At 69.5% G+C, this 21,768-nt stretch carries 18 protein-coding genes; 14 read left to right on the forward strand and 4 right to left on the reverse strand.

Features of this window, described 5'->3' with window-relative positions; genetic code table 11:
* Nucleotides 1–13: 13 nt before the first annotated feature.
* A complete protein-coding gene (gene nadC / locus AC16DP_RS32435) occupies nt 14–856 on the forward strand; it encodes a carboxylating nicotinate-nucleotide diphosphorylase (protein ID WP_329728766.1) in 843 nt (280 codons plus the stop codon).
* Nucleotides 857–865: 9 nt separating this feature from the next.
* On the opposite strand, the gene AC16DP_RS32440 is transcribed toward nadC, so the two are convergent.
* On the reverse strand, nt 866–2,482 hold the full coding sequence (locus AC16DP_RS32440) for an alkaline phosphatase family protein (protein WP_329728767.1): 1,617 nt from the start codon (nt 2,480–2,482) through the stop codon (nt 866–868).
* 96 nt (nt 2,483–2,578) lie between these two features.
* Here AC16DP_RS32440 and AC16DP_RS32445 point away from each other — a divergent pair, with 96 nt between their 5' ends.
* From AC16DP_RS32445 to AC16DP_RS32460, 4 genes are all read left to right on the forward strand, one after another.
* Nucleotides 2,579–2,980: an acyl-CoA thioesterase gene (locus AC16DP_RS32445; RefSeq protein ID WP_329728768.1), complete on the forward strand. Its 402-nt coding sequence runs from the start codon at nt 2,579–2,581 to the stop codon at nt 2,978–2,980.
* Between the two features lie 38 nt (nt 2,981–3,018).
* Nucleotides 3,019–3,984, forward strand: a complete 966-nt coding sequence (gene glpX / locus AC16DP_RS32450; protein ID WP_329728769.1) for a class II fructose-bisphosphatase — start codon at nt 3,019–3,021, stop codon at nt 3,982–3,984.
* Nucleotides 3,985–4,011: 27 nt separating this feature from the next.
* On the forward strand, nt 4,012–4,440 hold the full coding sequence (locus tag AC16DP_RS32455; protein WP_329728770.1) for a type II toxin-antitoxin system RatA family toxin: 429 nt from the start codon (nt 4,012–4,014) through the stop codon (nt 4,438–4,440).
* A 388-nt stretch (nt 4,441–4,828) separates the two neighbouring features.
* A complete protein-coding gene (locus AC16DP_RS32460; protein WP_047857058.1) occupies nt 4,829–5,008 on the forward strand; it encodes a hypothetical protein in 180 nt (59 codons plus the stop codon).
* 96 nt (nt 5,009–5,104) lie between these two features.
* Here AC16DP_RS32460 and AC16DP_RS32465 read toward each other — a convergent pair whose 3' ends face one another.
* Nucleotides 5,105–6,223, reverse strand: a complete 1,119-nt coding sequence (locus tag AC16DP_RS32465) for an ADP-ribosylglycohydrolase family protein (RefSeq protein ID WP_329728771.1) — start codon at nt 6,221–6,223, stop codon at nt 5,105–5,107.
* A 46-nt stretch (nt 6,224–6,269) separates the two neighbouring features.
* Between AC16DP_RS32465 and eno the strand changes: the two genes are divergently transcribed.
* The 4 genes from eno to AC16DP_RS32485 are packed head-to-tail and all read left to right on the forward strand — an operon-like array spanning nt 6,270 to nt 10,766.
* Nucleotides 6,270–7,559, forward strand: a complete 1,290-nt coding sequence (gene eno / locus AC16DP_RS32470; RefSeq protein ID WP_329728772.1) for a phosphopyruvate hydratase — start codon at nt 6,270–6,272, stop codon at nt 7,557–7,559.
* A gap of 15 nt (nt 7,560–7,574) precedes the next feature.
* The gene (surE, locus tag AC16DP_RS32475; protein WP_329728773.1) at nt 7,575–8,354 is read left to right on the forward strand and encodes a 5'/3'-nucleotidase SurE; all 780 of its coding nucleotides are present in this window, start codon (nt 7,575–7,577) and stop codon (nt 8,352–8,354) included.
* 2 nt (nt 8,355–8,356) lie between these two features.
* Entirely contained in the window at nt 8,357–9,274 is a 918-nt protein-coding gene (locus tag AC16DP_RS32480) for a peptidoglycan DD-metalloendopeptidase family protein (protein ID WP_414640713.1), read from the forward strand.
* A gap of 58 nt (nt 9,275–9,332) precedes the next feature.
* Complete coding sequence (locus AC16DP_RS32485; protein WP_329728774.1) at nt 9,333–10,766, forward strand: glycoside hydrolase family 1 protein; 1,434 nt, start codon at nt 9,333–9,335, stop codon at nt 10,764–10,766.
* On the opposite strand, the gene AC16DP_RS32490 is transcribed toward AC16DP_RS32485, so the two are convergent.
* On the reverse strand, nt 10,763–11,728 hold the full coding sequence (locus AC16DP_RS32490; protein WP_329728775.1) for a hypothetical protein: 966 nt from the start codon (nt 11,726–11,728) through the stop codon (nt 10,763–10,765). The two genes, AC16DP_RS32485 and AC16DP_RS32490, sit on opposite strands and share 4 nt — an antisense overlap.
* A gap of 101 nt (nt 11,729–11,829) precedes the next feature.
* Here AC16DP_RS32490 and AC16DP_RS32495 point away from each other — a divergent pair, with 101 nt between their 5' ends.
* From AC16DP_RS32495 to AC16DP_RS32505, 3 genes are all read left to right on the forward strand, one after another.
* The gene (locus tag AC16DP_RS32495) at nt 11,830–13,191 is read left to right on the forward strand and encodes an MFS transporter (protein WP_329728776.1); all 1,362 of its coding nucleotides are present in this window, start codon (nt 11,830–11,832) and stop codon (nt 13,189–13,191) included.
* A gap of 92 nt (nt 13,192–13,283) precedes the next feature.
* Nucleotides 13,284–14,342, forward strand: a complete 1,059-nt coding sequence (locus AC16DP_RS32500; protein WP_329728777.1) for a hypothetical protein — start codon at nt 13,284–13,286, stop codon at nt 14,340–14,342.
* A gap of 16 nt (nt 14,343–14,358) precedes the next feature.
* The gene (locus AC16DP_RS32505; RefSeq protein WP_329728778.1) at nt 14,359–15,495 is read left to right on the forward strand and encodes a tetratricopeptide repeat protein; all 1,137 of its coding nucleotides are present in this window, start codon (nt 14,359–14,361) and stop codon (nt 15,493–15,495) included.
* Between the two features lie 241 nt (nt 15,496–15,736).
* Here the strand turns inward: AC16DP_RS32505 and lexA are convergent, their stop codons facing one another.
* Nucleotides 15,737–16,399: a transcriptional repressor LexA gene (lexA, locus tag AC16DP_RS32510; protein ID WP_329728779.1), complete on the reverse strand. Its 663-nt coding sequence runs from the start codon at nt 16,397–16,399 to the stop codon at nt 15,737–15,739.
* 182 nt (nt 16,400–16,581) lie between these two features.
* Here lexA and AC16DP_RS32515 point away from each other — a divergent pair, with 182 nt between their 5' ends.
* Nucleotides 16,582–19,917: a response regulator gene (locus AC16DP_RS32515; protein ID WP_329728780.1), complete on the forward strand. Its 3,336-nt coding sequence runs from the start codon at nt 16,582–16,584 to the stop codon at nt 19,915–19,917.
* Nucleotides 19,914–21,752, forward strand: coding sequence for a sensor histidine kinase (locus tag AC16DP_RS32520; RefSeq protein WP_329728781.1), 1,839 nt, complete (start codon nt 19,914–19,916; stop codon nt 21,750–21,752). Before AC16DP_RS32515 ends, AC16DP_RS32520 begins: the two co-directional genes overlap by 4 nt.
* The last annotated feature ends 16 nt before the right edge of the window (nt 21,753–21,768 follow it).

Genomic DNA, 21,768 nt, shown 5'->3' on the forward strand with positions numbered 1-21,768 from the left:
AGACGCGACTCACATGGATGCCTTCCTGGATCGCCTCATCTCGCTCGCCCTGGAGGAAGACCTCGGGGCGGCGGGCGACATCACCACCGAAGCCCTCGTCCCCGCGGACGCCATGGGCTCCGCCGAGCTCATCGCCAAGGAGCGGCTCGTGCTCGCCGGGCTGGACACCTTCGCCCGCGTCTTCGTGCGCGTGGATCCCGACGTCAAGGTCGAGCTCCTCGCGCGCGACGGACAGGAGGTGCAACCCAAGGCCCTCGTGGCCCGGGTTCACGGCCGCATGCGTGCGCTCCTCACCGCCGAGCGCACCGCCCTCAACATCGTCCAGCGCACCTCGGGCATGGCCACCATGGCCCAGCAGGTCATGGCCGCGGTGCGCGGCACCAAGCTGCGCATCCTCGACACGCGGAAGACCGCCCCCGGCATGCGCTCGCTGTCCAAGCAGGCCGTGAAGGCCGGTGGTGCCTTCAACCACCGCTTCGGCCTCTTCGATGGCGTCCTCATCAAGGACAACCACATCGCGGCCGTGGGCGGCTCCGTCCGCGAGGCGCTCCGCCGCGCCCGCACCAACGCGCCTCAACTGGTGAAGATCGAAATCGAGGTCACCCACCTCGATCAGCTCGCCGAGGCGCTGGAGGAGGGTGCGGACGTGGTGATGCTCGACAACATGGACGACGAGCAGATCCGCCGCGCCGTGGAGCTCACGGCCGGCCGCATCCCGCTCGAGGTCTCCGGCGGCATCACCCTGGAGCGCCTGCCTCGTCTGGCGAAGCTCGGCGTGGACTTCGTGTCCATGGGCGCGCTCACCCACTCGGCGCGCGCCATGGACCTCTCCCTGGAGATCGTCCAGGCGCGGTAGGCCGTCCGCTCAGCGGCTGGGGACGAGGGCTTCGTAACGAGGCTCTCCCTCGGCCGACGCGGGGAGGTTCATCTCCAGCGCCGCCGCCACGGTGGGCGCCACGTCCGTGGTGCTGATCTCCCGCGGGTAGATGCCCGGCTTCACTCCCTTGCCCGCCAGCACGAGGGGCACGAGCTGATCGTACGCGTACGGGGTGCCGTGGTTGGTGCCGACGGACTCGGCGCTGATGACGTGGAAGGGCTTCACCACGTACAGCACGTCGCCACTGCGCCCCGGGTAGTAGCCCTTGCGCAGGGGCTCCACCCACCCCGCCACGTCCGGCGTCGTGTAGAGGTCGTCGCTCGCCACCGCCAGCGTGATGGCCGGCTGCTTCGCCAGCCAGGCCGCCGCGGCCCGCCGCACCGCCGCCCCGTCCACCTTGCCTCCTTCCAGCGTCTTGCCGCCCAGGTACACGTCCAGCTCCTCGACGGTGGCCGTGACGTCTCCGCCGAACCGCGCGCGCAGCGCCTCGGTCAACCCCTTGGAGAGGGCTCGCGGATCCACCCGCTCGGCATCCACGCCCGAGGCCGCCCAGTGCTCGGGCACCGCCGCGCCGCCGTGGTCCGCCGAGAGCACCACCAGGAGGTTGGCCCGCCCGCCCGCGGCGCGCTCGGCCAGGGCCACCAGATCTCCCACCGCCTTGTCCAGCCGGTGCATCGTGTCCTGCATCTCCCACGAGTTGGGGCCGTACTGGTGGAAGACGCGATCCGTGGCGCTGAAGCTCACCGTGAGCACGTCCGGCACCTCGTCCTTGCCCAGGTTCTCGCCCTCGATGGCCGCCCGGGCCGCCTTCACCACCAGGTCCATGGACAGGGGGGAGATGGCGAACGCGGTATAGGACTGGGGGCCAGGGGAGGGGAGGCCGCCGGTGAGGGGATGCGGAAACACACGCCCCAGCCCGTAGTGCTCGCCCTCGTAGGGCCGGTCATCCTCCCCCACGTACGCGGTGCGGGGCAGCAGCGGCTCCCACGTCTTGTTGAACCACGCCTCGGCGGGGTTGGCCGCGTTGAAGGCCTTCAGCCAGCCCGGCAACTCCTTCGTGTACCAGGTGCCCGTGGTGAACTTTCCCACCGTCTCGTCGAACCAGTAGGCCTGGCCGAGCCGGCCCGCCAGCGGGATGGCCGAGCGCGCCTTGCCCGACAACGCGATGACCTTGCCCTGCTCCTGCGTGGACAGCCGCAGCCGGTCCGCGAACGTCTCCGCCATGAGGTTGGCCGGGCTCACGTCCTCCTGGGAGAGGGGCGCCTCCAACACCGGGTGCGCTGGATCCGGGAAGACGCGCTCGGGCTTGCCCGTGGCCCGGTCGATGATCCGATTGTCCACGATGCCGTGGCGCCAGGGGTTGGCCCCGGTGGCCAGGGTGGTATGGCCCGGCGCGGTGCGCGGCTTGGCGTAGCCATAGCGCGCGTACGGGTAGAAGGCCCCCGAGTCGATGAGCTGCCGCAGCCCTCCCTTGAGGCGCGGCTTCGTGCGCAGCAGCAGATCCGAGCCCATCGCATCCACCGTGATGAAGAGCGTCAAACGGGGGGGCGTGGCCAGGGCGGGTAGGGCGGTGAGCAGCAGCAGCGGGAACAGGACACGGAGCATGGATATGGATCCTCCATGCCTCTTGCTCAGAAGCAACCAACTCCCGAGCCCCATGCTTTCCGGGCGCACACTCCCCTGTTACGGTCGCCGCGACTCATGGTCGAAGCACGAATCCGAGTGATCTACGGCGACACGGACCAGATGGGGGTCGTGTATCACGCCAATTATTTCCGCTACTTCGAGTTCGCTCGCAGTGAGTACTTCCGCTCCCGCGGAGGCAGCTACCGCGAGGTGGAGCGCGAGGGGCTCTCCCTGCCCGTGGTGGAGGCCACTGCCTCCTATAAGTCGCCCGCTCGCTACGAGGACATGCTGCTCGTGCGCCCCTGCGTGAGCGAGGTAAAGCGGGTGTCGCTGACGTTCACCTACGAGATCTTCCGCGAGGGGGGCCCGGATACCCCCCTGTGCACCGGGCGCACCGTGCACGCCTGCGTGGGCCGCGATGGCAAGCCCACCCGCCTGCCGGACGCGGTCGTGCGCCTGTTGCACGAATCGCCCTGAGTCCCCACTTCTTCACGTCGTTTCCAAGGAGACACACAATGGATCGCAACCTGGCAATGGAGGCCGTGCGCGTCACCGAGATGGCGGCCATCGCCTCCGCCCGGCTCATGGGCCGCGGCCACAAGAACGAGTCGGATCAGGCCGCCGTGGACGCCATGCGCCGGGCCTTCGACGCCCTGCAGATCCAGGGCACCGTGGTCATCGGCGAGGGCGAGCGCGATGAGGCCCCCATGCTCTACATCGGCGAGAAGGTGGGCCGGCGCAACCCCGAGGATCCCGAGGTGGACATCGCGTTGGATCCGCTCGAGGGCACCAACCTGTGCGCCTACGGCCGTCCGGGCAGCATCTCCGTGGTGGCCATGGCCGGCAAGGGCAAGCTGCTCAACGCGCCGGACACCTACATGGAGAAGATCGTCGTGGGCCCCCGCGCCCGGGGCGCCATCGACCTGCGCCGCAGCCCCACCGAGAACCTCCACGCCATCGCGGAGCGGATGAAGCTCTACGTGTCGGATCTCACCGTGGTCATCCTCGACCGCGAGCGGCACGCGGACCTCATCAAGGAGGTGCGGGCCGCGGGCGCGCGCATCCGCCTCATCGATGACGGAGACGTGGCCGGCGGCATCGCCACCTGCTTCGAGGACACCGGCGTGGACGTGCTGATGGGCATCGGCGGCGCCCCCGAGGGCGTCATCACCGCCGCGGCCATCCGCTCCACGGGCGGCGACATGCAGGGCCGCCTGGTGCCTCGCAACAACGACGAGATCGCCCGCGCCAAACGCATGGGCATCACCGACATCTCGAAGATCTACACGGCCGAGGAGCTGGCGGGCGGCGAGGTGATGTTCGCCGCCTCCGGCGTCACCACCGGCGACTTCCTGCGCGGCGTGCGCTTCTTCGGCAACGGCTGCGAGACGCACTCGGTGGTCATGCGCAGCAAGACCGGAACGGTGCGTTTCATCCAGTCTCGTCACCGCCTGGACAGCAAGCCGGGTTACAACTTCTAGGCAACCCCCATCGAGGAGACCCGCACCATGCCTGGCGCCTCACGGAGCATCGTCGTCAACGCCCCGCCCGAGAAGGTCTACGACATCGTCACCACCTACGACCGCTACCCCGAGTGGCTCGGCGAGGTGAAGAAGATCCGCACCTCGGATCGCAAGGGCGACGAGGTGAAGATCCACTACGAGGTGGACTTCAAGATCAAGACCATCCACTACACCATCCTCGCCCGCGAGGAGCGGCCCAAGCGGATGTCCTGGTCCTTCCTGGAGGGCGAGGTGATGAAGGACAACAAGGGCAGCTGGGTGCTGGAGCCGGAAGGCGAGGGCCGCACCAAGGTCACCTACAGCGTGGATGTGACCGTGGGCCCCCTGGTCCCCAAGTCCATCCTCAACGCCCTGGTGGACCAGTCGCTGCCCAAGATGCTGGATGCCCTCAAGCGCCGGGCCGAGGGCGCCTAGCGGCTTCGACGCTGTGCGGCATATGCCCTCCGGTCCGCCGGAGGGCAGGCGGGTGGACGGCCCGGAGCCCGCAAGAGCCGTCACTCCGGATGTTCCGGTGACTCCGTCCGGTTGGAGCGCTTGCGGGGGGCGCTGGCTCGATTAGAATCGAGTCAACGTTCTCGGCGTCCGGTGGTTCGAGGCCACATCGTTTCCTGGACATTTCCGCCAACTCCAGGTGCCGGGTGGTAGACGGGCAAGCGTACGAGGTTGCTTGCGCGTATTCAGAAGGAACCAGGGTCCTTACTTTGCATCTGAAGTACTCAGAAGCCGATAGGGTGGCAGGAAACCAGGAGCGGGATGGCGGGCGTACATCAGGGTACGTAGGCTGAGTGGAGAAACCGAACCCATGCTCGACGCCTTCATCATCGAGGAAATCAAGCGCCGGGAACGCAACCGGGAAGAGCGGGATCGCCCCGCCCTGGAGATCCCGCTGCCGCTGCCCGAGGATCGTCCCAAGCGCCGGTCCGACGCCGACGACGACGAGAAGCCGCAGCGCGGCGTCATCATCATCGACCTGCTCGGCTGAGCCGGTCCCGCTTGCGTCATTCCGAGGCCCGCGGTGGACGTCCTGTCACGGGGACGGCCCACGCGGGCTTCGTGCTTCCTGGTACCTGTGGCCGCCTCACTCCGGCGCCAGCGGCAGCAGCTGGCGGGGGTGGTAGAGCGAGCCGAGCGGACCCGAGCCGGGCCCCAACGCCTCCAGCACGCCGTGCCGCCACTCGGACGGGATGGCGTCCTCGCCGTGGAATGCACCCAGGAGTGCTCCGGCGACGGCCCCGTTCGCGTCCGCGTCTCCACCCCGGTTGATGACGTCCAGCAGTCCGGTCTCGAAGCTGGGCGCGTGCAGCACCTCCCAGTAGGCCAGCCGGAAGGCCACCCGCACGTGGTCCTGCTTCCGGTGCATGTGCAGGTCCGGCCAGTAGAGCATCGGATCCTCCTGCTGGGCCGCGGCCAGGTCCTCCTTGAGGGCCTGGGTGGCGACCGTGACTTCCTGGACGTAGTCGCCCGCCGAGCGGCCGAGGATCGCACTGCCCACCGTCAGCCCGCTCATGGCGGCGGTGATGAGGTCCTCCTTCTTCAACGGCTCGCCCGCGGTGAGGGCGTGCGCGAGGGAGCCATTGAAGGCGGCGCACGCCAGCTGGCAGCGCGGGTCGAAGTGCGTGAGCGCCGAGTCCGCGAGCGAGGCCTGGACGCGGGCCTGGGTGTCCTCGTGGAAGAAGACGCCGAGGGGCGCGGTGCGCGCCAGGCTGCCGTTGTGGGCCACGCGCCGCATGCCCTTCAGCCACACGCGCCGCCCCGCCGTCGCCTTGGGGAGGCCGGACTCGGCCACTTCCGTCAGCACCTCGGTCATGTACTCGCTCAGGCCGGCGGCGTGCCCCTGCCAGGCGAGGTAACGGCGCAGCTGCTGATCCGCGTCATAGGTGCCCAGCTCGCGCAGGCCCACGCCCAGGCAGCTCGCCATCTGCCCGTTCTCGCCCACCTGGCCCCTGCGCAGCTCGAAGGGGCCACCTCCCTTGAGGGCGCGGTGCGGCCCGTCCGCCAGCTGGGGGAAGGGAGGGGCGGGGAGCAGCCGCGCCTTCAAGGGGACGCCGAGCGCATCTCCCACGGCGAGCCCCAGCAGCGCGCCTCGGCCACGCTGGCTCGGGTAGGGGTCGGGTCCAGGAGTGACGGGTCGGCGTGGAGGCGGCATGCGAGGGGGGGAAGAGCCTTCAGGGGGCCGACAGTGTAGCAGCCCTCCCATCGAGCAAGCTTGCGAGGGCGGGAGCCGTCCTCTAGAACCCCGCGCCATGACCGAGATTGCTCAAATCGTGGCGCGTGAAGTGCTCGACTCCCGCGGCAACCCCACCGTGGAGGCCGAGGTTTTCCTGGCGGGTGGGGCCAAGGGCCGTGCGGCGGTACCCTCCGGTGCTTCCACCGGTGAGCACGAGGCGCTCGAACTGCGGGACGGGGAGAAGGATCGCTACCTGGGCAAGGGCGTGCGCAAGGCCGTCACCCACATCATGGACACCATCGCCCCCGAGCTGGTGGGCATGGACGCGGCGGACCAGTTCGCGGTGGACCAGCAGATGCTGGAGATGGACGGCACGCCCACCAAGAGCAAGCTGGGCGCCAACGCCATCCTCGCGGTGTCCATGGCCACGGCGCGCGCGGCGGCGGATGCCTTCGGCGTTCCCTTCTACCGCTACGTGGGCGGGGCCCAGGCGCGCACCCTGCCGGTGCCGCTGATGAACATCCTCAACGGTGGCGCCCATGCCGACACCCGCGTGGACGTGCAGGAGTTCATGGTGGTGCCCGCGGGCGCTCCCTCGTTCTCCGAGGGCCTGCGCTGGGGCGCCGAGGTCTTCCACGCGCTGAAGAAGATCCTCAAGGGCCGCAAGCTGGCCACCGGCGTGGGTGACGAGGGCGGCTATGCCCCGGACCTGCCGGCCAACGAGGAGGCCCTCAAGCTCATCATGGAGGCCATCTCCGCGGCGGGCTTCAAGGCCGGCGAGCAGATGTTCCTCGCGCTGGACGTGGCCGCCAGCGAGTTCTTCGACAAGGGCTCGAAGAAGTACCGCCTCAAGGGCGAGGGCAAGGAGTTCGACGCCAAGGGCATGATGGACTACTACCAGCAGCTCGTGTCGCGCTACCCCATCGTCTCCATCGAGGACGGCATGGCCGAGGACGACTGGGAGGGCTGGAAGGGCCTCACCGACGCGCTCGGCGAGAAGATCCAGCTGGTGGGCGATGACCTCTTCGTCACCAACGTGGAGCGCCTGGGCCGCGGCATCCAGGGCGGCGTGGCCAACTCCATCCTGGTGAAGGTGAACCAGATCGGCAGCCTCACCGAGACCTTCGACGCGGTGCGCATGGCCCACAAGGCCGGCTACACCTCGGTGATGAGCCACCGCTCGGGCGAGACCGAGGACACCACCATCGCGGACCTGGCCGTGGCGCTCGACTGCGGGCAGATCAAGACGGGCTCGGCGTCGCGCTCGGACCGCGTCGCCAAGTACAACCAGCTGCTGCGCATCGAGCAGGAGCTGGGCGCCGGTGCGCGTTACGCGGGCAAGCGGGCCATCAAGGGCCTGAAGTAAGGAAACGAGAGAGACGTGGCCGACAAGAAACCTCGCATCCTGGTCTCCAACGACGACGGCTACTTCTCCGAGGGCCTGCGCGCCCTGGCGGACGCGGTGAGCCCGCTGGGGGAGGTGTGGGTGGTGGCACCGGACCGCGAGCAGAGCGCGGCCTCGCACTCCATCTCCCTCAACCGCCCCCTGCGCATCACCGAGGTCCGGGAGCGCTGGTTCGCCGTGGATGGCACCCCGGCGGACAGCGCTTATCTGGCGATCCATCACCTCCTGAAGGATGATCGCCCGCGGATCATGGTGTCCGGCATCAACCACGGGGCCAACCTGGCCGACGACGTCAACTACTCGGGAACGGTGGCGGCTGCCCGGGAGGCGGCGCTGCTGGGCATCCCGTCCATCGCCTTCAGCCTGGTGTCGCGTGCGCCGTTCGACTTCCAGCACGGGGCGCGTTTCGCCCGCTCGCTGGTGGCGGCGGCGCTCGCCCAGCCCAAGCTGCCGGCCCGGATGCTGCTCAGCGTCAACATCCCCCGGGGCGAGCCCAAGGGCTACGCCATCACCCGCCTGGGCCGTCACTCGTACGGCTACGACGTGGTGGAGAAGGAAGACCCGCGCGGCCGCAAGTACTACTGGATCGGCGGCAGCACCTACGAGCACGAGGACATCCCCGGCAGCGATTGCAATGCCGTGCACGATGATCGCCGCATCTCGGTGACGCCCCTCAACTTCGAGCTGACCGACACCCAGTCCCTGGCGGCGTTGTCGGGTTGGACCCTCGAGGGATTCAGCAAGGGAGGGGACTGAGGTTGGCGGTGGTGGGCGCCAGCCCGGCGCGGGCAGCGGGGTTGCTGCTGCTCGCGCTGCTCGCCACCACCGGCTGCGCGGTAGCGCAGGGCGTCACCCGTCCTCCCGTTGTGGCTGATTCCACTCCCGCGCCTGTCTCCGAGTCTCCCCCCGTGGAGCTCGGAGAGTTGCGCGAGCCCCACCCGGAGCCGGAGCTCGTCTCCGTCCGGCATACCGTGGCCCCGGGCGAGACGATGTACCGCATCTCCCGCACCTACGGCATCACCGTGGAGGAGCTGTCCGAGGCCAACGGCATCTCCGATCCGCGCACCCTCGCCGTGGGCCAGGAGCTGATCATCCCCGGCTTCGAGAAGCCGGTGCGGGTGGCCACCGAGTCCTCTCCCACGCCGGAACCCGAGCGGGAGCGGCCGGGGCCGGGCTCGAAGCCTCCCGCGTCCGAGCGTCCGCCCAGGCCTCCCGTCGTCGTCACGGCACCGTCACGTCAGACGCCCCGGCCCACGACGCCTCCAGCGTCTTCCCGCCCCGTGCCGGAGACGAAGGGCATGTTGGACTGGCCCCTGCGCGGGGTGCTGTACGCCCGCTTCGGGAAGAAGGGCCGCGAGCCGCATGATGGCATCGACCTGGCGGCGCCCGCGGGCACGCCGGTGAAGACCGCCCAGGAAGGCTCCGTGCTGTACGCGGGCGAGCAACGCGGCTACGGGCTCATCGTCATCATCCAGCACTCGGAACACCTCATCACGCTCTACGCGCACAACCGCGACCTGCGCGTGCGCACCGGCCAGAAGGTGCGGCGCGGCCAGGTCATCGCCACCGTGGGCGAGTCCGGCAAGACGAGCGGCCCGCAGCTCCACCTGGAGGTGCGTGTCGGCGGCAAGCCGGTGGATCCGCTCGACTATCTGGGCCCGCTGCCAGCGTCGTGACGCTCCCGGGACGCTCCCGGTTGCCGGACGGGTGGACTCCCGTGGTAGGGGATCGCCCATGAGCCTGCTCCACGCCGCGAAGATCGCCCTCGGTTCCCTGGTCAAGGCGCCCCATCCGCCGGCCCCTCCGCGGTCCGGTCTGGCGCCCCTGCCTCCCACGCGGCAGGTGCTGCCGTCCGGCTTCCTGCTGGGCGCCGCCACCGCCAGCCACCAGGTGGAGGGGGGCAACGACAACGACTGGTCCGAGTGGGAGAAGGGCTCGTACCCGGACGGCAAGCCCCACATCAAGCACCGGGACGTGTCCGGGGCGGCGTGTGACTCGTGGAACCGCTTCTCCAGCGACGTGGCGCTGCTGCGCGAGCTGGGGGCCAATGCCTACCGGCTGTCCGTGGAGTGGAGCCGGCTCGAGCCCGAGGAGGGCTCGTGGAACGAGGCGGCGGCGGACCGGTACCTGGAGTGGATGCGGATGCTGCGCGCCCAGGGGATTCAACCCATGGTGACGCTCAGCCACTTCACCCTGCCGCGCTGGGTGGCCGCCCAGGGCGGGTGGGCCAATGAGAAGACGGTGGAGTGGATCGCCGCCTACACCCGCCGGGTGGCCCGCAAGCTGGGCTCCGAGGTGGACCTGTGGTGCACCCTCAACGAGCCCAACGTGCTGATGGCGTTCGGCTACATGAAGGGCGAGTGGCCGCCGGGGTTGAAGGACGGGAAGCTCGGGCTGCAGGTGCTGGCGCGGCAGATCCGCGCCCACGCCCGCATGGCGCGCGAGCTGCGCGAGCACGACACGGTGGACGCGGATGGAGACGGCCACGCCACGCGGGTGGGCATCGCGCACCACGTGCGCATCTTCCAGCCGGCCACGCGCTCGCCCATGGATCGGGTGATGGCGGGCTTCACGGATCGCCTCTTCAATCAGCTGCTGGTGGATGTGAACCGCACCGGCCGCATCCAGATGTCCGTGCCGGGCATGGCGGACATGGACGAGGCGGTGCCGGACCTGAAGGGCTCGTACGACTACCTGGGGCTCAACTACTACTCGCGGGACATGGTGCGCGCGGACTTCAGCAGCCCCACGCTGTCGCGCCAGTACGTGGCCGAGGGCCGGCCGGTGAACGACCTGGGCTGGGACATCTACCCCGAGGGCCTCTACCAGGCGCTGAAGCGCTACGGGCGGGCGGGCCTTCCCATCTACATCACCGAGAACGGCATGGCGGACGGGAAGGGGGAGCGCCGGCCCGGCTTCCTGCGCGAGCACTTCGAGGCGCTGGTGCGCGCGGCCCACGAGGGCGTGGACGTGCGCGGCTACTTCCACTGGTCCCTCATGGACAACTTCGAGTGGGCGGAGGGCTACGAGCCGCGCTTCGGCCTGTTCCGGGTGGACTACGGCAGTCCGGACAGGAGGCGGGTGCCGACTCCGGCGGTGGCCACCTTCCAGGAGCTGGCGCGCGGCCTGGGACTCAGCCCCCAGGCGCGCACGGACGACGCGGCCTAGAAGACGAAGTCCTGCTGGAAGGCGAAGCCCACGCCCACGAAGGGGATGGCCTGGGACGTCTCCTGGCCGGCGCGGTAGCGGTGGCGCACGTGCCACGCCGCCGTGAGGAAGGCGGTGGGGTGGTTGAAGGAGGAGTAGCCTCCATCCTTGAAGGTGTAGGCCACGAGCGCGCCCAGCCGCATGTTGGCGTTGTTCGCGGCCTTCACGTCCTCGCCGGGCCGGAAGTTCTCCTCGTCGTAGAAGGGCAGGAGGTAGCGGAAGGTGGCGCCCAACGTCAGCGGGCCGGCGAAGTAGACGAGGTTGACCTCTTCCGTGAGCACCAGGCCGCGGCCGGGGAGCAGGGTGTCCGGGCCGGCGTCGTACCAGAGCGTGTCATCCCCCCGCAGGCGCATGTTGAAGTAGTCGAGGGTGACGACGTTCTGGAGGGCGACGGGCCCGACCTGGGCCTGCAAGGTCGGCTGCAGCATGGCGTGCCAGCCGAGGGTGCCGTAGGTCCGTTGGGAGGCGGTGTTCGCGCGCTGCACCGCGTCGGAGTACTCGTCCAGCGGGGAGCGGAAGGACTGGAGCATGCCGGCGGTGCCGAAGAAACCGTAGGCATCCACCAGGGCCTTGAGGTTGAAGACGGCGATGGGCTGCCAATTCACCAGGGGCCCCACCGCCGTGTAGCAGGGGTTGATGCGCACCTGTCCGCCCAGTCCCACGAAGGTGTCGCGCCAGAGGATGTCCTCGCTCTGACCCAGACGCCGCGTGTCGCTGATGCGCACCTTGTACTCGGCCACCGTCGGATTGACGCCCCCGCCCACGAAGTGATCGAAGTTGAGGCGCCGCGCGGGCATGCCGGTCAGCGGAGGCGTGGCGCGAGGAACCTCGGGGGTATCCCCGGTGGGTCCCTCGGCCAGCGAGTTGGAACCCAGGAGCAGGAGACCGCACAACAGGGTACGGGCAGAGGCGGAGGAAGGCATGGGGCCCTCTTTCCTTCGTGGGGGGCTCCGGGGCATCGTGTGGACCGAAACGCGCCGGGGCCAGAATGGGGGCCCCATGCTACATCAGGAATGAGGCGACCTTGGAAGTCACGGCCGCGGTGCTACCCCACGAGTCCAAACGGTTGGGCACGCTGGAGCAGCTCTATCTGACGTTCTTCTGGTTCTCCAGCAACGTGCACTGGGGCGCCATCCTCACCATCCTGGTGCAGTCCCAGGTGCTCGTCATGGTGGGGGACGAGTCCAAGGGGGCCGGGGTGGGCACGGCGATCGCCATCGGCTCCCTCACCGGCATCCTCGTGCCGCCCCTGCTGGGCACCTGGAGTGATCGCGTCAGGCTGCGCATGGGGCGGCGGCGGCCCTTCATGCTGGTGGGCACGGCGCTCAACCTGGTGGCGCTGGTGGGCATGGCCACCTTCCCCTTCCTCAAGACGGACAGCCTGTGGGGCTTCACCGGCGCGTACTGGTTGTACGTGGGGGCCTACCTCATGGCCAACTTCGCCAACAACGTCGCCACGGCCCCCTACACGGCCCTCATGCCGGACGTGGTGCACCCGGAGCAGCGCGGCTCCGTGGCCGGGTGGTACGGGTTGATGACGCTGCTCGGCAATGGCGTGGGCATGGGCCTCGCGAGCTCCATGGTGAGCCAGCAGGCCTCCCTGGGCGAGTTCCAGGGGCAGATCTACCGCGTCTACCTGCTCATCGGCCTCATCCTGGTGGTGGGCGTGCTCGTCACCGTGCTCGGCACGCGCGAGCAGCCGCTCACCACCGAGCCCAAGCCCTTCGACTGGGGCTCGTTCCTGCGGGGCTTCGTGGCGCCGTTCCGCTCGCTGGACTTCCGCTGGGTGTTCCTCACCCGGATGTTGATGTCCATGGGTGTGTTCAGCGTCCAGAGCTTCCTCATGTTCTATCTGCGGGACGTGGTGAAGGACTTCTCGGTGTTCGGCCGTCCGCTGGCCACGACGCCGGAGCTGGCCGTGCTGGGCGTGTTGGGCCTGCTGCTCCTGCTGGCCCTGCCCAGCACGGTGATCGCCGGAAAGCTCTCGGACCGGTATGGGCGCAAGCGCGTGGTCTACGTCGCCGGAGGCATCCAGGCGGTGGTGGCCGCGGGCTTCATCGTCACCGACAACTACCTGGCGGCACTCTTCATCGGCGCCCTGTTCGGCGTCGGCTACGGGGCCTACGAGAGCGTCAACTGGGCGCTGGCCACGGACGTGCTGCCGGACATGGACGACGCGGCGAAGGACATGGGCATCTGGCACATGGCGCTGACGGTGCCGCAGTTCCTGGCCACCCCCGTGGCCGGGTGGCTGCTGGACACCTTCAATGCCTTCGGCAAGCAGGGCGGCCGGTCCACGCTGGGCTACACCGTCATCTTCGCCATCGCCATCGTCTACTTCGCACTGGGCACCGTGTTCGTGGCCCGGGTGAAGAAGGCCCGCTGAGCGACGCTGGCACACCGGGCGGGCAGGTGGGCCCATGCCGGGCCCGCTTCTCGCCGCCCCGGGTGGGCCGTCTGGTACTAGAGTGGCGCCCCGTGAGTCGCCTTCCGCCACTCCTGCTCGTCCTCCTGCTCGGCACGGCCGCCGGCGCGCAGCCCTCCTCCTCGGAGCCGGAGGCCGCGCCGCCCGCCGCGGAGCCGTCTCCCGAGGCCCCGGAGCCGGCTCCCGTCCTCACCGTCATCCTCCTGCCCCTGGAGAGCAACGCGGATGCCCGGGAGCAGGCCGCGGGTGTGACGTCGCTCCTCGTGAGCCGGCTCGCCGAGTCTTCCCGCCTCGCGGTCTCCACCGCGTCGGATCAAGAGGCCGTCCGCCTCGCGGGCGTCTGCGCCGCGGGCCCGTGTCCCGAGGCCGCTCCCGGCACTCCCGGCTCCAGCAAGGCGCGCTACGTCGTCACCGGCCGGCTCGATGGTTTTGGCTCCCGCTACCTGCTCACCACCCACGTCGTGGACTCGGAGGGTGGACGCGTCCTGGGCCGGCCTCGCATCGAGGTGGCCGCGCGGGAGGCCCTGCCTCGCGCCGCTGTGTCGGTCGCGGATCAACTGCTCGCTACGCTCATCCCGGAGCCCACGGAGCGCGCGATCGTGAAGGCGCCCACCGTCACGAAGGTCCCCGGAGTGGGCTCGTTGCTCGTCGGCGTGCGGTTCAACAACAGCCTCATCTCCAACCTCTCCACCTTCAACCCCGGTGGTGACGTGGAGCTCGGCTTCCAGTTCCATCCCGAGTGGATCGTCTTCGGGCAGGTGGGCCTCACCTACGTGACGGCCCAGGAGGCGGGGCGCAAGGGCGGCCTCAACGTGCTGCCCAGCGTGCTCGGCCTGCGCCACTACCACAACGTCGAGCGCGCCTTCCGCCCGTACTGGGGACTGGGTCTCGGCGTGCAGCTGTCCTTCGGCGAATTCGGCATCTTCCGGCAGACCGGCCCGCTTCCCACCGTCATCGGCTTCTTCGGCTGCGAGTACCTCATCGCCGGCCATCTCGGCATCCAACTCGAGGCCTCCACCAACCTCGCCCAGGCCACGCTCGGTCTCTCCGATGGGGGACTGGGCAGTGGCCTCAACCTCGAACTCAACGCCGGCATCGCCTGGCACTTCTGAGCCCGGAGCTCCCCGCATGCACCCTCGCTGGCGTGTCCTCTCCCTGCTTGCCCTCCTCGCCGCTGGTTGCGAGGACCGTCCCTCACAGCCCTCTCCCAAGGAGCAGGCCGAGGGCTACTACGTGAAGGGCACCACCGAGTACCTCCAGGGCAAGTTCGACGAGGCCCTGACGTCCTTCAACACGATGAAGGAGCTGTCCCCGGACGACCCCCGCCTGCCCGCGGCCATGGGCGAGCTCTACCTGTCCATGGGCCGCCTCGGTGACGCCTCCACCCAGTTCGAGCTCGCCCTCAAGCGGGATTCCAAGCGCTCCACCAATTGGAGCCGGCTCGGCTTCATCCAGGCCCAGCTCGGCAAGGCCGACGCGGCCCAGGGCTCGCTGCGCAAGGCACTCGCCCTGAACCCCAAGGACTTCAACGCCCTCGAGCAACTGGCGGAGCTGCACGTGAAGCGCGGCGAGAAGGACGCCGCCGTGAAGCACTTCGTCCTCGCCGCCGAGGCGAGCCCGGATGCCAGCAAGGCCCCCCTCGTGCTGCGCGCCGTGGACGTGCTCACGGCGGACGGGCGCCACGCCGAGGCCCTGTTGCTGCTGGGCGAGTGGACGGGGAAGGGGGTGCGGACTCCCGAGCTGCTCACCGCGCTCGGCGACGAGCAGGTGCGGGCCGGTGAGCTGCTCCGCGCCGCGACGTCCTACCGTGATGCCGCCGCCGCGTCTCCCAAGGATCCCACGCTGTGGGAGCTCGTCGGGGAGATCTACTCGAAGCTGGAGAAGCCGGAGGAGGCGCTCGCGGCCTACCGCGAGTCCCTGCGCGTGAAGGATCGGGCCATCGTCCACGTGGCCATGGCGCGCCTCCACCTGGGCCGCGATGACCGCAAGGCCGCCGAGGAGGAGCTGGGGCGCGCCCTCGAGACCGTCTCCGGCTCGGACGTCCATGAGCTCACCGAGCTGGCGGAGCTGCTCACCACGTTCGACCGCAAGCCGGACGCCTTGCGCATCCTCTCCAACTTGAGCGCCGAGCCGGACCACGCCAAGAACCTGGACCTACAGCTGCGCACCGCCACCCTGGCCCAGGAGCTGAAGGACGAGGCCACCGTGCGCACCGTGTGTGAACGGATCGCCAGCGGTGGTGTGAAGCTCAAGAAGTGCCCCTGAGCAACGCCCGAAGCGGAAAAGTGCGGCGCGGCCGTCCGGCGCATTCCACTGGTCACCGGTGACGAGTGAAACGCGACAGGCCCATTCCACTGGTCACCGGTGACGAGTGAAACGCAACAGGCCCATTCCACTGGTCACCGGTGACAAGTGAAACGCGACAGGCCCATTCCACTGGTCACCGGTGACCAGTGAAACGGGCCTGGGGCAATCCACTTCCACGCGCGTAGAAGTGAAACGGGGGCTAGTTCTTTCCGCCCGGCAGCTTGCGGTACACGCCGACCACCTGGCCCAGGATCATCGTCGAGCGGAAGTCCGCCTTGCTCACGTAGATGGGCTGCATGGTGGCGTTGGCCGGCTGGAAGCGGATGCGCTCGCCCTCCGGGTAGTAGCGCTTCACCGTGGCCTCGTCCTCGATGAGCGCCACCACGATGTCCCCGGCCTGGGCCTGCGGCGTCTTGCGCACGAAGAGGTAGTCCCCGTCGAAGATGCCGTCGTCGATCATCGAGTTGCCCTTGACGCGGAGCGCGAAGACCTCGCGTCCCTGACCGCCCAGCAGGAAGCTGTCGATCCGGACCGAGTCCTCCACGTTCTCCTGGGCGAGCAGGGGAGCGCCGGCCGCCACCTTGCCCAGCAGGGGGATCTCCACCAACCCCGACTCCTTCTTCACTCCCAGGCCGAGCAGCAGCCGTGCCCGCTTGGTGGGCACCAGTGACCGGCTCTGCTGCTCGCCCCGGTTGAGGTAGCCCTTGCGCTCGAGCGCCTTGAGGTGATCGTTCACCCCGTTGGTCGAGCGGATGTCCATCTCCTCGCCAATCTCGCGGATGGTCGGCGGGAAGCCCCGCGACTCCGTCTCCTTGACGATGAAGGCCAGGATTTCCCGCTGGCGTTCCGTCAGCTCTTCCATGCCTCGCTCCCTCGTCTGGTGGGCAACCCACCGGCGCAACAAACTTTCAGTACCGTCATGCTCCCTGAACATACGTATAGAGTCAATTCGTTCAAGGATGAGCACGGACAATCCGTGTGGGTCCGCCGGTTCCGAACAGGCCCTGGGGTCTCCCCCCTTCTGCGCGTAGACTTCCAGACACCTTGTCCGAGCCCCGACATACCCTCCTGTTGGTCGACGACGAGCCCGACGTCATCGACCTCCTCGTGCGCATGTTCCAGAAGCGCTACCAGGTGCTCTCGGCCCACTCCGGGCCCGAGGCGCTGGGGCTGCTGCGGCAGCATCGCGTGGACGTGCTCATCACCGACCAGCGCATGCCGGAGATGACGGGCATCGAGCTGGTGGCCGCCGCGCGCGCCGAGGGCATCGACGTCACGGCGATCCTCCTCACCGGCTACACGGATCCCGAGGACATCATCGCCGCCATCAACCGCGGCCAGGTGTACCGCTACATCACCAAGCCCTGGGACCTGAACGACCTGGTCATCACCGTGAAGAACGCGGTGGAGTACACCCAGCTGCGGCGGGACAAGGAGCGGCTGCTGCGCCAGCTCCACCAGCGGGTGGAGGCGCTCGGTGTCCTCTACGAGGTGAGCCGCGCCAGTGCCGGCGAGCCGCTCGGCTACGACGCCATCATCGACCGCGTCCTCACCGCGGTGTCGCGCGTGCTGCCCTACGACTGTGGCGCGGCCCTCATCGCGTTGGGCTGGGATCGCACCGCCACCCTGCGCCTGCGCTGCCAGGGCACCGTCGTCGGGGAGCAGTCCCTGCTGGGCGTGAAGGAGTCCATGCTGGCCGCGTGGGGCCAGCGCTCGGGGCTGGTGCTGCCCGAGGATCGCGTCATCACGCACGTGACGGGCACCACCTCGCAGGACGCCTCCGCTCCGGCCTCCTGGGCCAGCCAGCTCACCGTCGCCCTCACCGCCGGGGGCCGCCCCGTGGGCCTGTTGTCGCTCTTCTCCCAGCGCGCCCACGTCTACTCCGAGGAGGATGGCGCGCTGCTCGACACGCTCGCCAACCAGACGGCGGACGCCATCCAGTCCCTGCGCGCCTCCGAGGAGGCCTCGCGCCAGCGGATCGATCGCATGGTCGAGTCCATGGCCGATGGTGTCATCCTCACCGACGAGAAGAATGAGATCGTCGTGCTCAACCCCGCCGCGCGCCGCATGCTCGTGCTGGGGGAGGGGCCCCCCTCGCCGGACGCCAGCAAGCGGCTGCGCGAGAAGCTCGGGTTCGATCCCTTCGAGCTGGTGCGCGGCTGGGAGTACGGCGGCGCCCAGGTGCTGCGCGAGGAGCTGAAGCTCGACGAGCGCACCATCCACACCACCGTCACCCCGGTGAATGACTCGCGCGGGGTGCTGCGCGGCGTGTGCGTGGTGCTGCGCGACGTCACCGAGCAGAAGCAGCTCGAGGAGCGCAAGGACGAGTTCGTCCACATGGTGAGCCACGAGCTGCGCACGCCGCTCACCTCCATCTCCGGCTCGTTGGACCTGGTGCTCAACTTCCTGGCCAGCGACATGAACGAGAAGCAGCGCCGCTACCTGATGCTGGCGCGCGACTCGACGGAGAAGCTCAACGCCATCGTGGATGACCTGCTGGACCTGGCCAAGTTCGCCAAGGGCCGGCTGCGGATGAATTTCGAGTGGACGTACGTGGACGAGCAGGTGCGCCGCGCGGTGGAGAAGTACGGCCCCGCCTTCATGGAGCGGCGCATCAAGGTGTCCGCCGGCCTGCCGCAGCACGGCCTGCGGGCGCTGGCGGATCCCAACCGGCTCACCCAGGTGCTCAACAACCTGCTCACCAACGCCGCCAAGTTCACCCCCGAGGGCGGGGAGGTGCGGCTGGAGCTCAAGGCCACCTCGGCGGTGCCCGGCTACGTGGCGCTCACGTGCTGGAACAGCGGCGAGCCCATCGCCGAGGAGAACCTGGAGCGCATCTTCGACCGTTTCGAGCAGGCTCGCACCCAGGCCAACCGCACCGTGCGGGGCACCGGGCTGGGCCTGGCCATCTGCCGCAACATCGTGGAGGCCCACGCCGGCCACATCTGGTGCGAGCCCTGCCAGGACGGCGTGCGCTTCGTGGTGGTGCTGCCCGTGGAGCCGCCCCCCGAGTACCTGCGCCCGGACGGCCTGGACTTCACCCAGAAGCACAACCCCGAGCGGCGGGGCAGCCTGGTGCTCGCCGAGTCCGAGCCGGACATCGGCTACATCACCAAGGCCCTGCTGCGCGCCCGCGGCTACGAGGTGCGTCTGGCCCCCAACGCCGAGGAGTGCCTCACCCAGGCGCGCGCCCACCACCCGGATGGTCTGCTGGTGGATGCGCGGCTGCCCGTCATCGACGGCCTGCGCCTGGCGGAGATCCTCCGGCATGATCCGGAGACGCGGCAGCTGCCGTTGTTGCTCTTCTCCGCCTTCGACGAGCGTCAGCGCGCCTTCCGGGCCGGAGCGGACGCCTTCCTGCCCATGCCGCTGCAGTCGGATCGGCTGCTGGCCACCGTGGATTCGCTGGTGCGCGGCAGCGCCGGCCAGCACCACGGGCGCGTGCTGGTGGTGGACGATGACGAGAAGGTGGGCGTCATCTGCCGCGAGGTGCTGGTGAGCCTCGGCTACGAGGTGCAGGTGGCCTCCACCCTGGAGGAGGCGCACCGGGCCCTGCGCGAGCGCCGCCCGGACGTGCTGCTGCTGGACGTGCAACTGCCTGACGGCGACGGCTACCACTTCCTCGCGGAGCTCAAGGCCGAGCGCGCCAGCGGTTACATCTCCGTCATCTTCATCTCCGGCCATACCGAGACGAGCGCCAAGGTGCGTGCCCTCAAGCTGGGCGCGGACGACTACCTCACCAAGCCCTTCGACGCGCTGGAGATGGGCGCGCGCGTGGAGATGGTGCTGCGCCGAAAGGAGCAGGAGCTGGGCGCCTCGCCCACCACGCAGCTGCCCGGCTCGGGCGCCATCGAGCGCGAGGTGCAGCGCCGGCTCGCCGAGCGCCGGCCCTTCGCCTTCTGCTACCTCGACCTGGACAACCTCAAGGCCTACAACGACTACTACGGCTTCGCGAAGGCCGACGGCGTCATCCGCCAGACGGGAGATCTGCTGCGCGAGGTGTTCGGCCAGGACGGCCTGCCCGGGGACTTCCTCGGCCACGTGGCGGGTGACGACTTCGTCTTCGTCACCTCGCCGGAGAGCGTGGATCGCATCTGCCAGCGCGCCATCGAGGCCTTCGATCGCATCATCCCGCTCTACTACGACAAGCAGGACCGGGAGCGCGGCTACATCGAGGCGGATGACCGCTACGGAGACAAGCGCAAGTTCCCCATCATGAGCGTGTCCGTGGTGGCGGTGCTGAGCGATGGGCTGTCCAGCGATCATGCCGAGCTGGCGCGGCAGGCCGCGGACATGAAGAAGCGCGCCAAGGCGATTCACGGCTCCGTCTACCTGCGCAGTGATCGGGAGCTGGCGGTCATCCGGACGGCCACGGGATGAGGCTCTACCAGCAACTCATCCTCTTCATGCTCGCGGCCACCGTGCTGCCCCTGGCGGCGGTGGGCTTCCTGCTGCTGTCGCGCGCGGAGGCGGAGCTGGCCGGGCGCATCCTCTCCGAGCAGCGCGTCATCGCGGAGAGCACCGCCGAGAGCGCGTCCTCGGAGCTGATGAAGACGGTGGATGCGCTGGCCCGCTCGGCGGAGCTCTTCAACTGGGAGAGCATCACCCCCGAGGAGTTCCAGGGTGGGCTGCAGCTGCTCTACGGGCAGTCTCCCGCCGTCAGCGCGGTGCTGCACCTGGATGCGCAGGGCAACCCGCGCGGCCCGCCCGTCTTCCAGGCCGCTGGCGACAGCGAGCACCCGGGCTTCGAGCCCTCCGCGACGCAGGCGCTCGCCCGGGCCGTGCCGGTGCAGACGCTGCGCCGGGGCAACAAGGGACAGGCCGCCCTGGGCCGCGTCTACGCGCACGCCCTCAGTGGCCGAGCCGCGGTGGCGGTGGCGGTGAAGCTGGGGGATGGAGAGGACGCGCCCTTCGCGCTCGCCGAGGTGGTCCTCTCCGACCTGGAGGCCCTGCTGGCCCGGCGCGCCCAGGGCAACCCGGGGTACATCCACCTGGTGGACACCACGGCCGGGCGCATCCTGGCCAGCTCCCTGCCGGATCGCCGCCTCCAGCCGCTGGAGCCCGCGCTGGCCGCCCAGCTCGCCTCGGGCGACGCGCCGGTGCGTGGCTTCCGGGTGGACGCTCCCGCCATCTGGGTGAGCGCCGCGCGGGTGCCCAAGGTGCCCGGCTTCGAGGTGGTGGTGGCCGTGGACGAGGCCGTCGCCCTGGCCCCGGTGCACGGCATGCGCCGCACGGTGCTGCTGTCCATCGGGGGCGCCTTCGTGGTGCTGCTCGGCCTGGGCGCGCTCTTCACGCGCCGGCTCAACCTCCGCCTGTCCCGGGTGGTGGCCGGTGCCGAGGCCTTCGGGCGTGGCGAGTTGGATCGGCGCGTCACGGTGGACGGAGGGGACGAGCTCAGCGAGCTGGCTTCCACCTTCAACCGCATGGGCTCCGAGCTGGAGGCCGCCCGCGCCCGGATGCTGCGCTGGAATGACGATCTCAAGCTCCGCGTGGACGAGGCCACCGCCGAGCTGAAGGCCGCCCAGGCCCAGCTGCTCGAGGCCCAGAAGCTCGCGGCCGTGGGGCAGCTCGGCGCCGGTGTGGCCCATGAGATCAACAACCCCCTGGCCGGCATCCTGGGCAACACCCAGCTGTTGATGCTCGAGCGCGACGAGAAGGATCCCGACTTCGACACGCTGCGGAAGATCGAGCTGAGCGCCAAGCGCTGCAAGGAGATCACCCAGAACCTGCTGCGCTTCTCCCAGCAACGGGCGAAGCCGGAGCTGCGCGCGGTGGATCTCAACGCCGTGCTGCGCGACGCGCTCTCGCTCACGGAGAATCAGCTCAGGGGGGAGGGCATCGTCCTCACCACGGAGCTGGCCTCTCCGCAGGCGAAGGTGAAGGCGGATCCAGGACACCTGTCCCAGGTGGTGCTGGCCCTGGTGTCCAACGCGCGCACCGCGATGATGAAGACGGAGGTGAAGCGGCTCACCCTGCGCACCGGCGAGCGGGACGGGCGGGGCTTCTTCGAGGTGGAAGACACCGGCAAGGGCATCGCCCCCGAGCACCGCTCGCGCATCTTCGAGCCCTTCTTCACCACCAAGGACGTCTGGTCCAACGTGGGCCTGGGGCTCTCCGTGGCCTGGCGGGTGGTCAGCGAGGCGGGCGGTACCATCGATGTGCGCACGGAGGTGGGGCAGGGCACCTGTTTCACCGTGTGGTTGCCGAAGGCGTGAGGCCCGGGCCCCGCCT

This window comes from Archangium sp., from assembly GCF_057119385.1.

Coding starts and splice junctions, on each gene's coding strand:
- AC16DP_RS32465 (WP_329728771.1), bottom strand. CDS start 6,223: ATGGGAGGGCTGCTACACTGTCGGCCCCCTGAAGGCTCTTCCCCCCCT.
- eno (WP_329728772.1), top strand. CDS start 6,270: ATGACCGAGATTGCTCAAATCGTGGCGCGTGAAGTGCTCGACTCCCGC.
- glpX (WP_329728769.1), top strand. CDS start 3,019: ATGGATCGCAACCTGGCAATGGAGGCCGTGCGCGTCACCGAGATGGCG.
- AC16DP_RS32455 (WP_329728770.1), top strand. CDS start 4,012: ATGCCTGGCGCCTCACGGAGCATCGTCGTCAACGCCCCGCCCGAGAAG.
- lexA (WP_329728779.1), bottom strand. CDS start 16,399: ATGGAAGAGCTGACGGAACGCCAGCGGGAAATCCTGGCCTTCATCGTC.
- AC16DP_RS32445 (WP_329728768.1), top strand. CDS start 2,579: ATGGTCGAAGCACGAATCCGAGTGATCTACGGCGACACGGACCAGATG.
- AC16DP_RS32520 (WP_329728781.1), top strand. CDS start 19,914: ATGAGGCTCTACCAGCAACTCATCCTCTTCATGCTCGCGGCCACCGTG.
- nadC (WP_329728766.1), top strand. CDS start 14: ATGGATGCCTTCCTGGATCGCCTCATCTCGCTCGCCCTGGAGGAAGAC.
- AC16DP_RS32505 (WP_329728778.1), top strand. CDS start 14,359: ATGCACCCTCGCTGGCGTGTCCTCTCCCTGCTTGCCCTCCTCGCCGCT.
- AC16DP_RS32440 (WP_329728767.1), bottom strand. CDS start 2,482: ATGCTCCGTGTCCTGTTCCCGCTGCTGCTGCTCACCGCCCTACCCGCC.
- AC16DP_RS32485 (WP_329728774.1), top strand. CDS start 9,333: ATGAGCCTGCTCCACGCCGCGAAGATCGCCCTCGGTTCCCTGGTCAAG.
- AC16DP_RS32460 (WP_047857058.1), top strand. CDS start 4,829: ATGCTCGACGCCTTCATCATCGAGGAAATCAAGCGCCGGGAACGCAAC.
- AC16DP_RS32490 (WP_329728775.1), bottom strand. CDS start 11,728: ATGCCTTCCTCCGCCTCTGCCCGTACCCTGTTGTGCGGTCTCCTGCTC.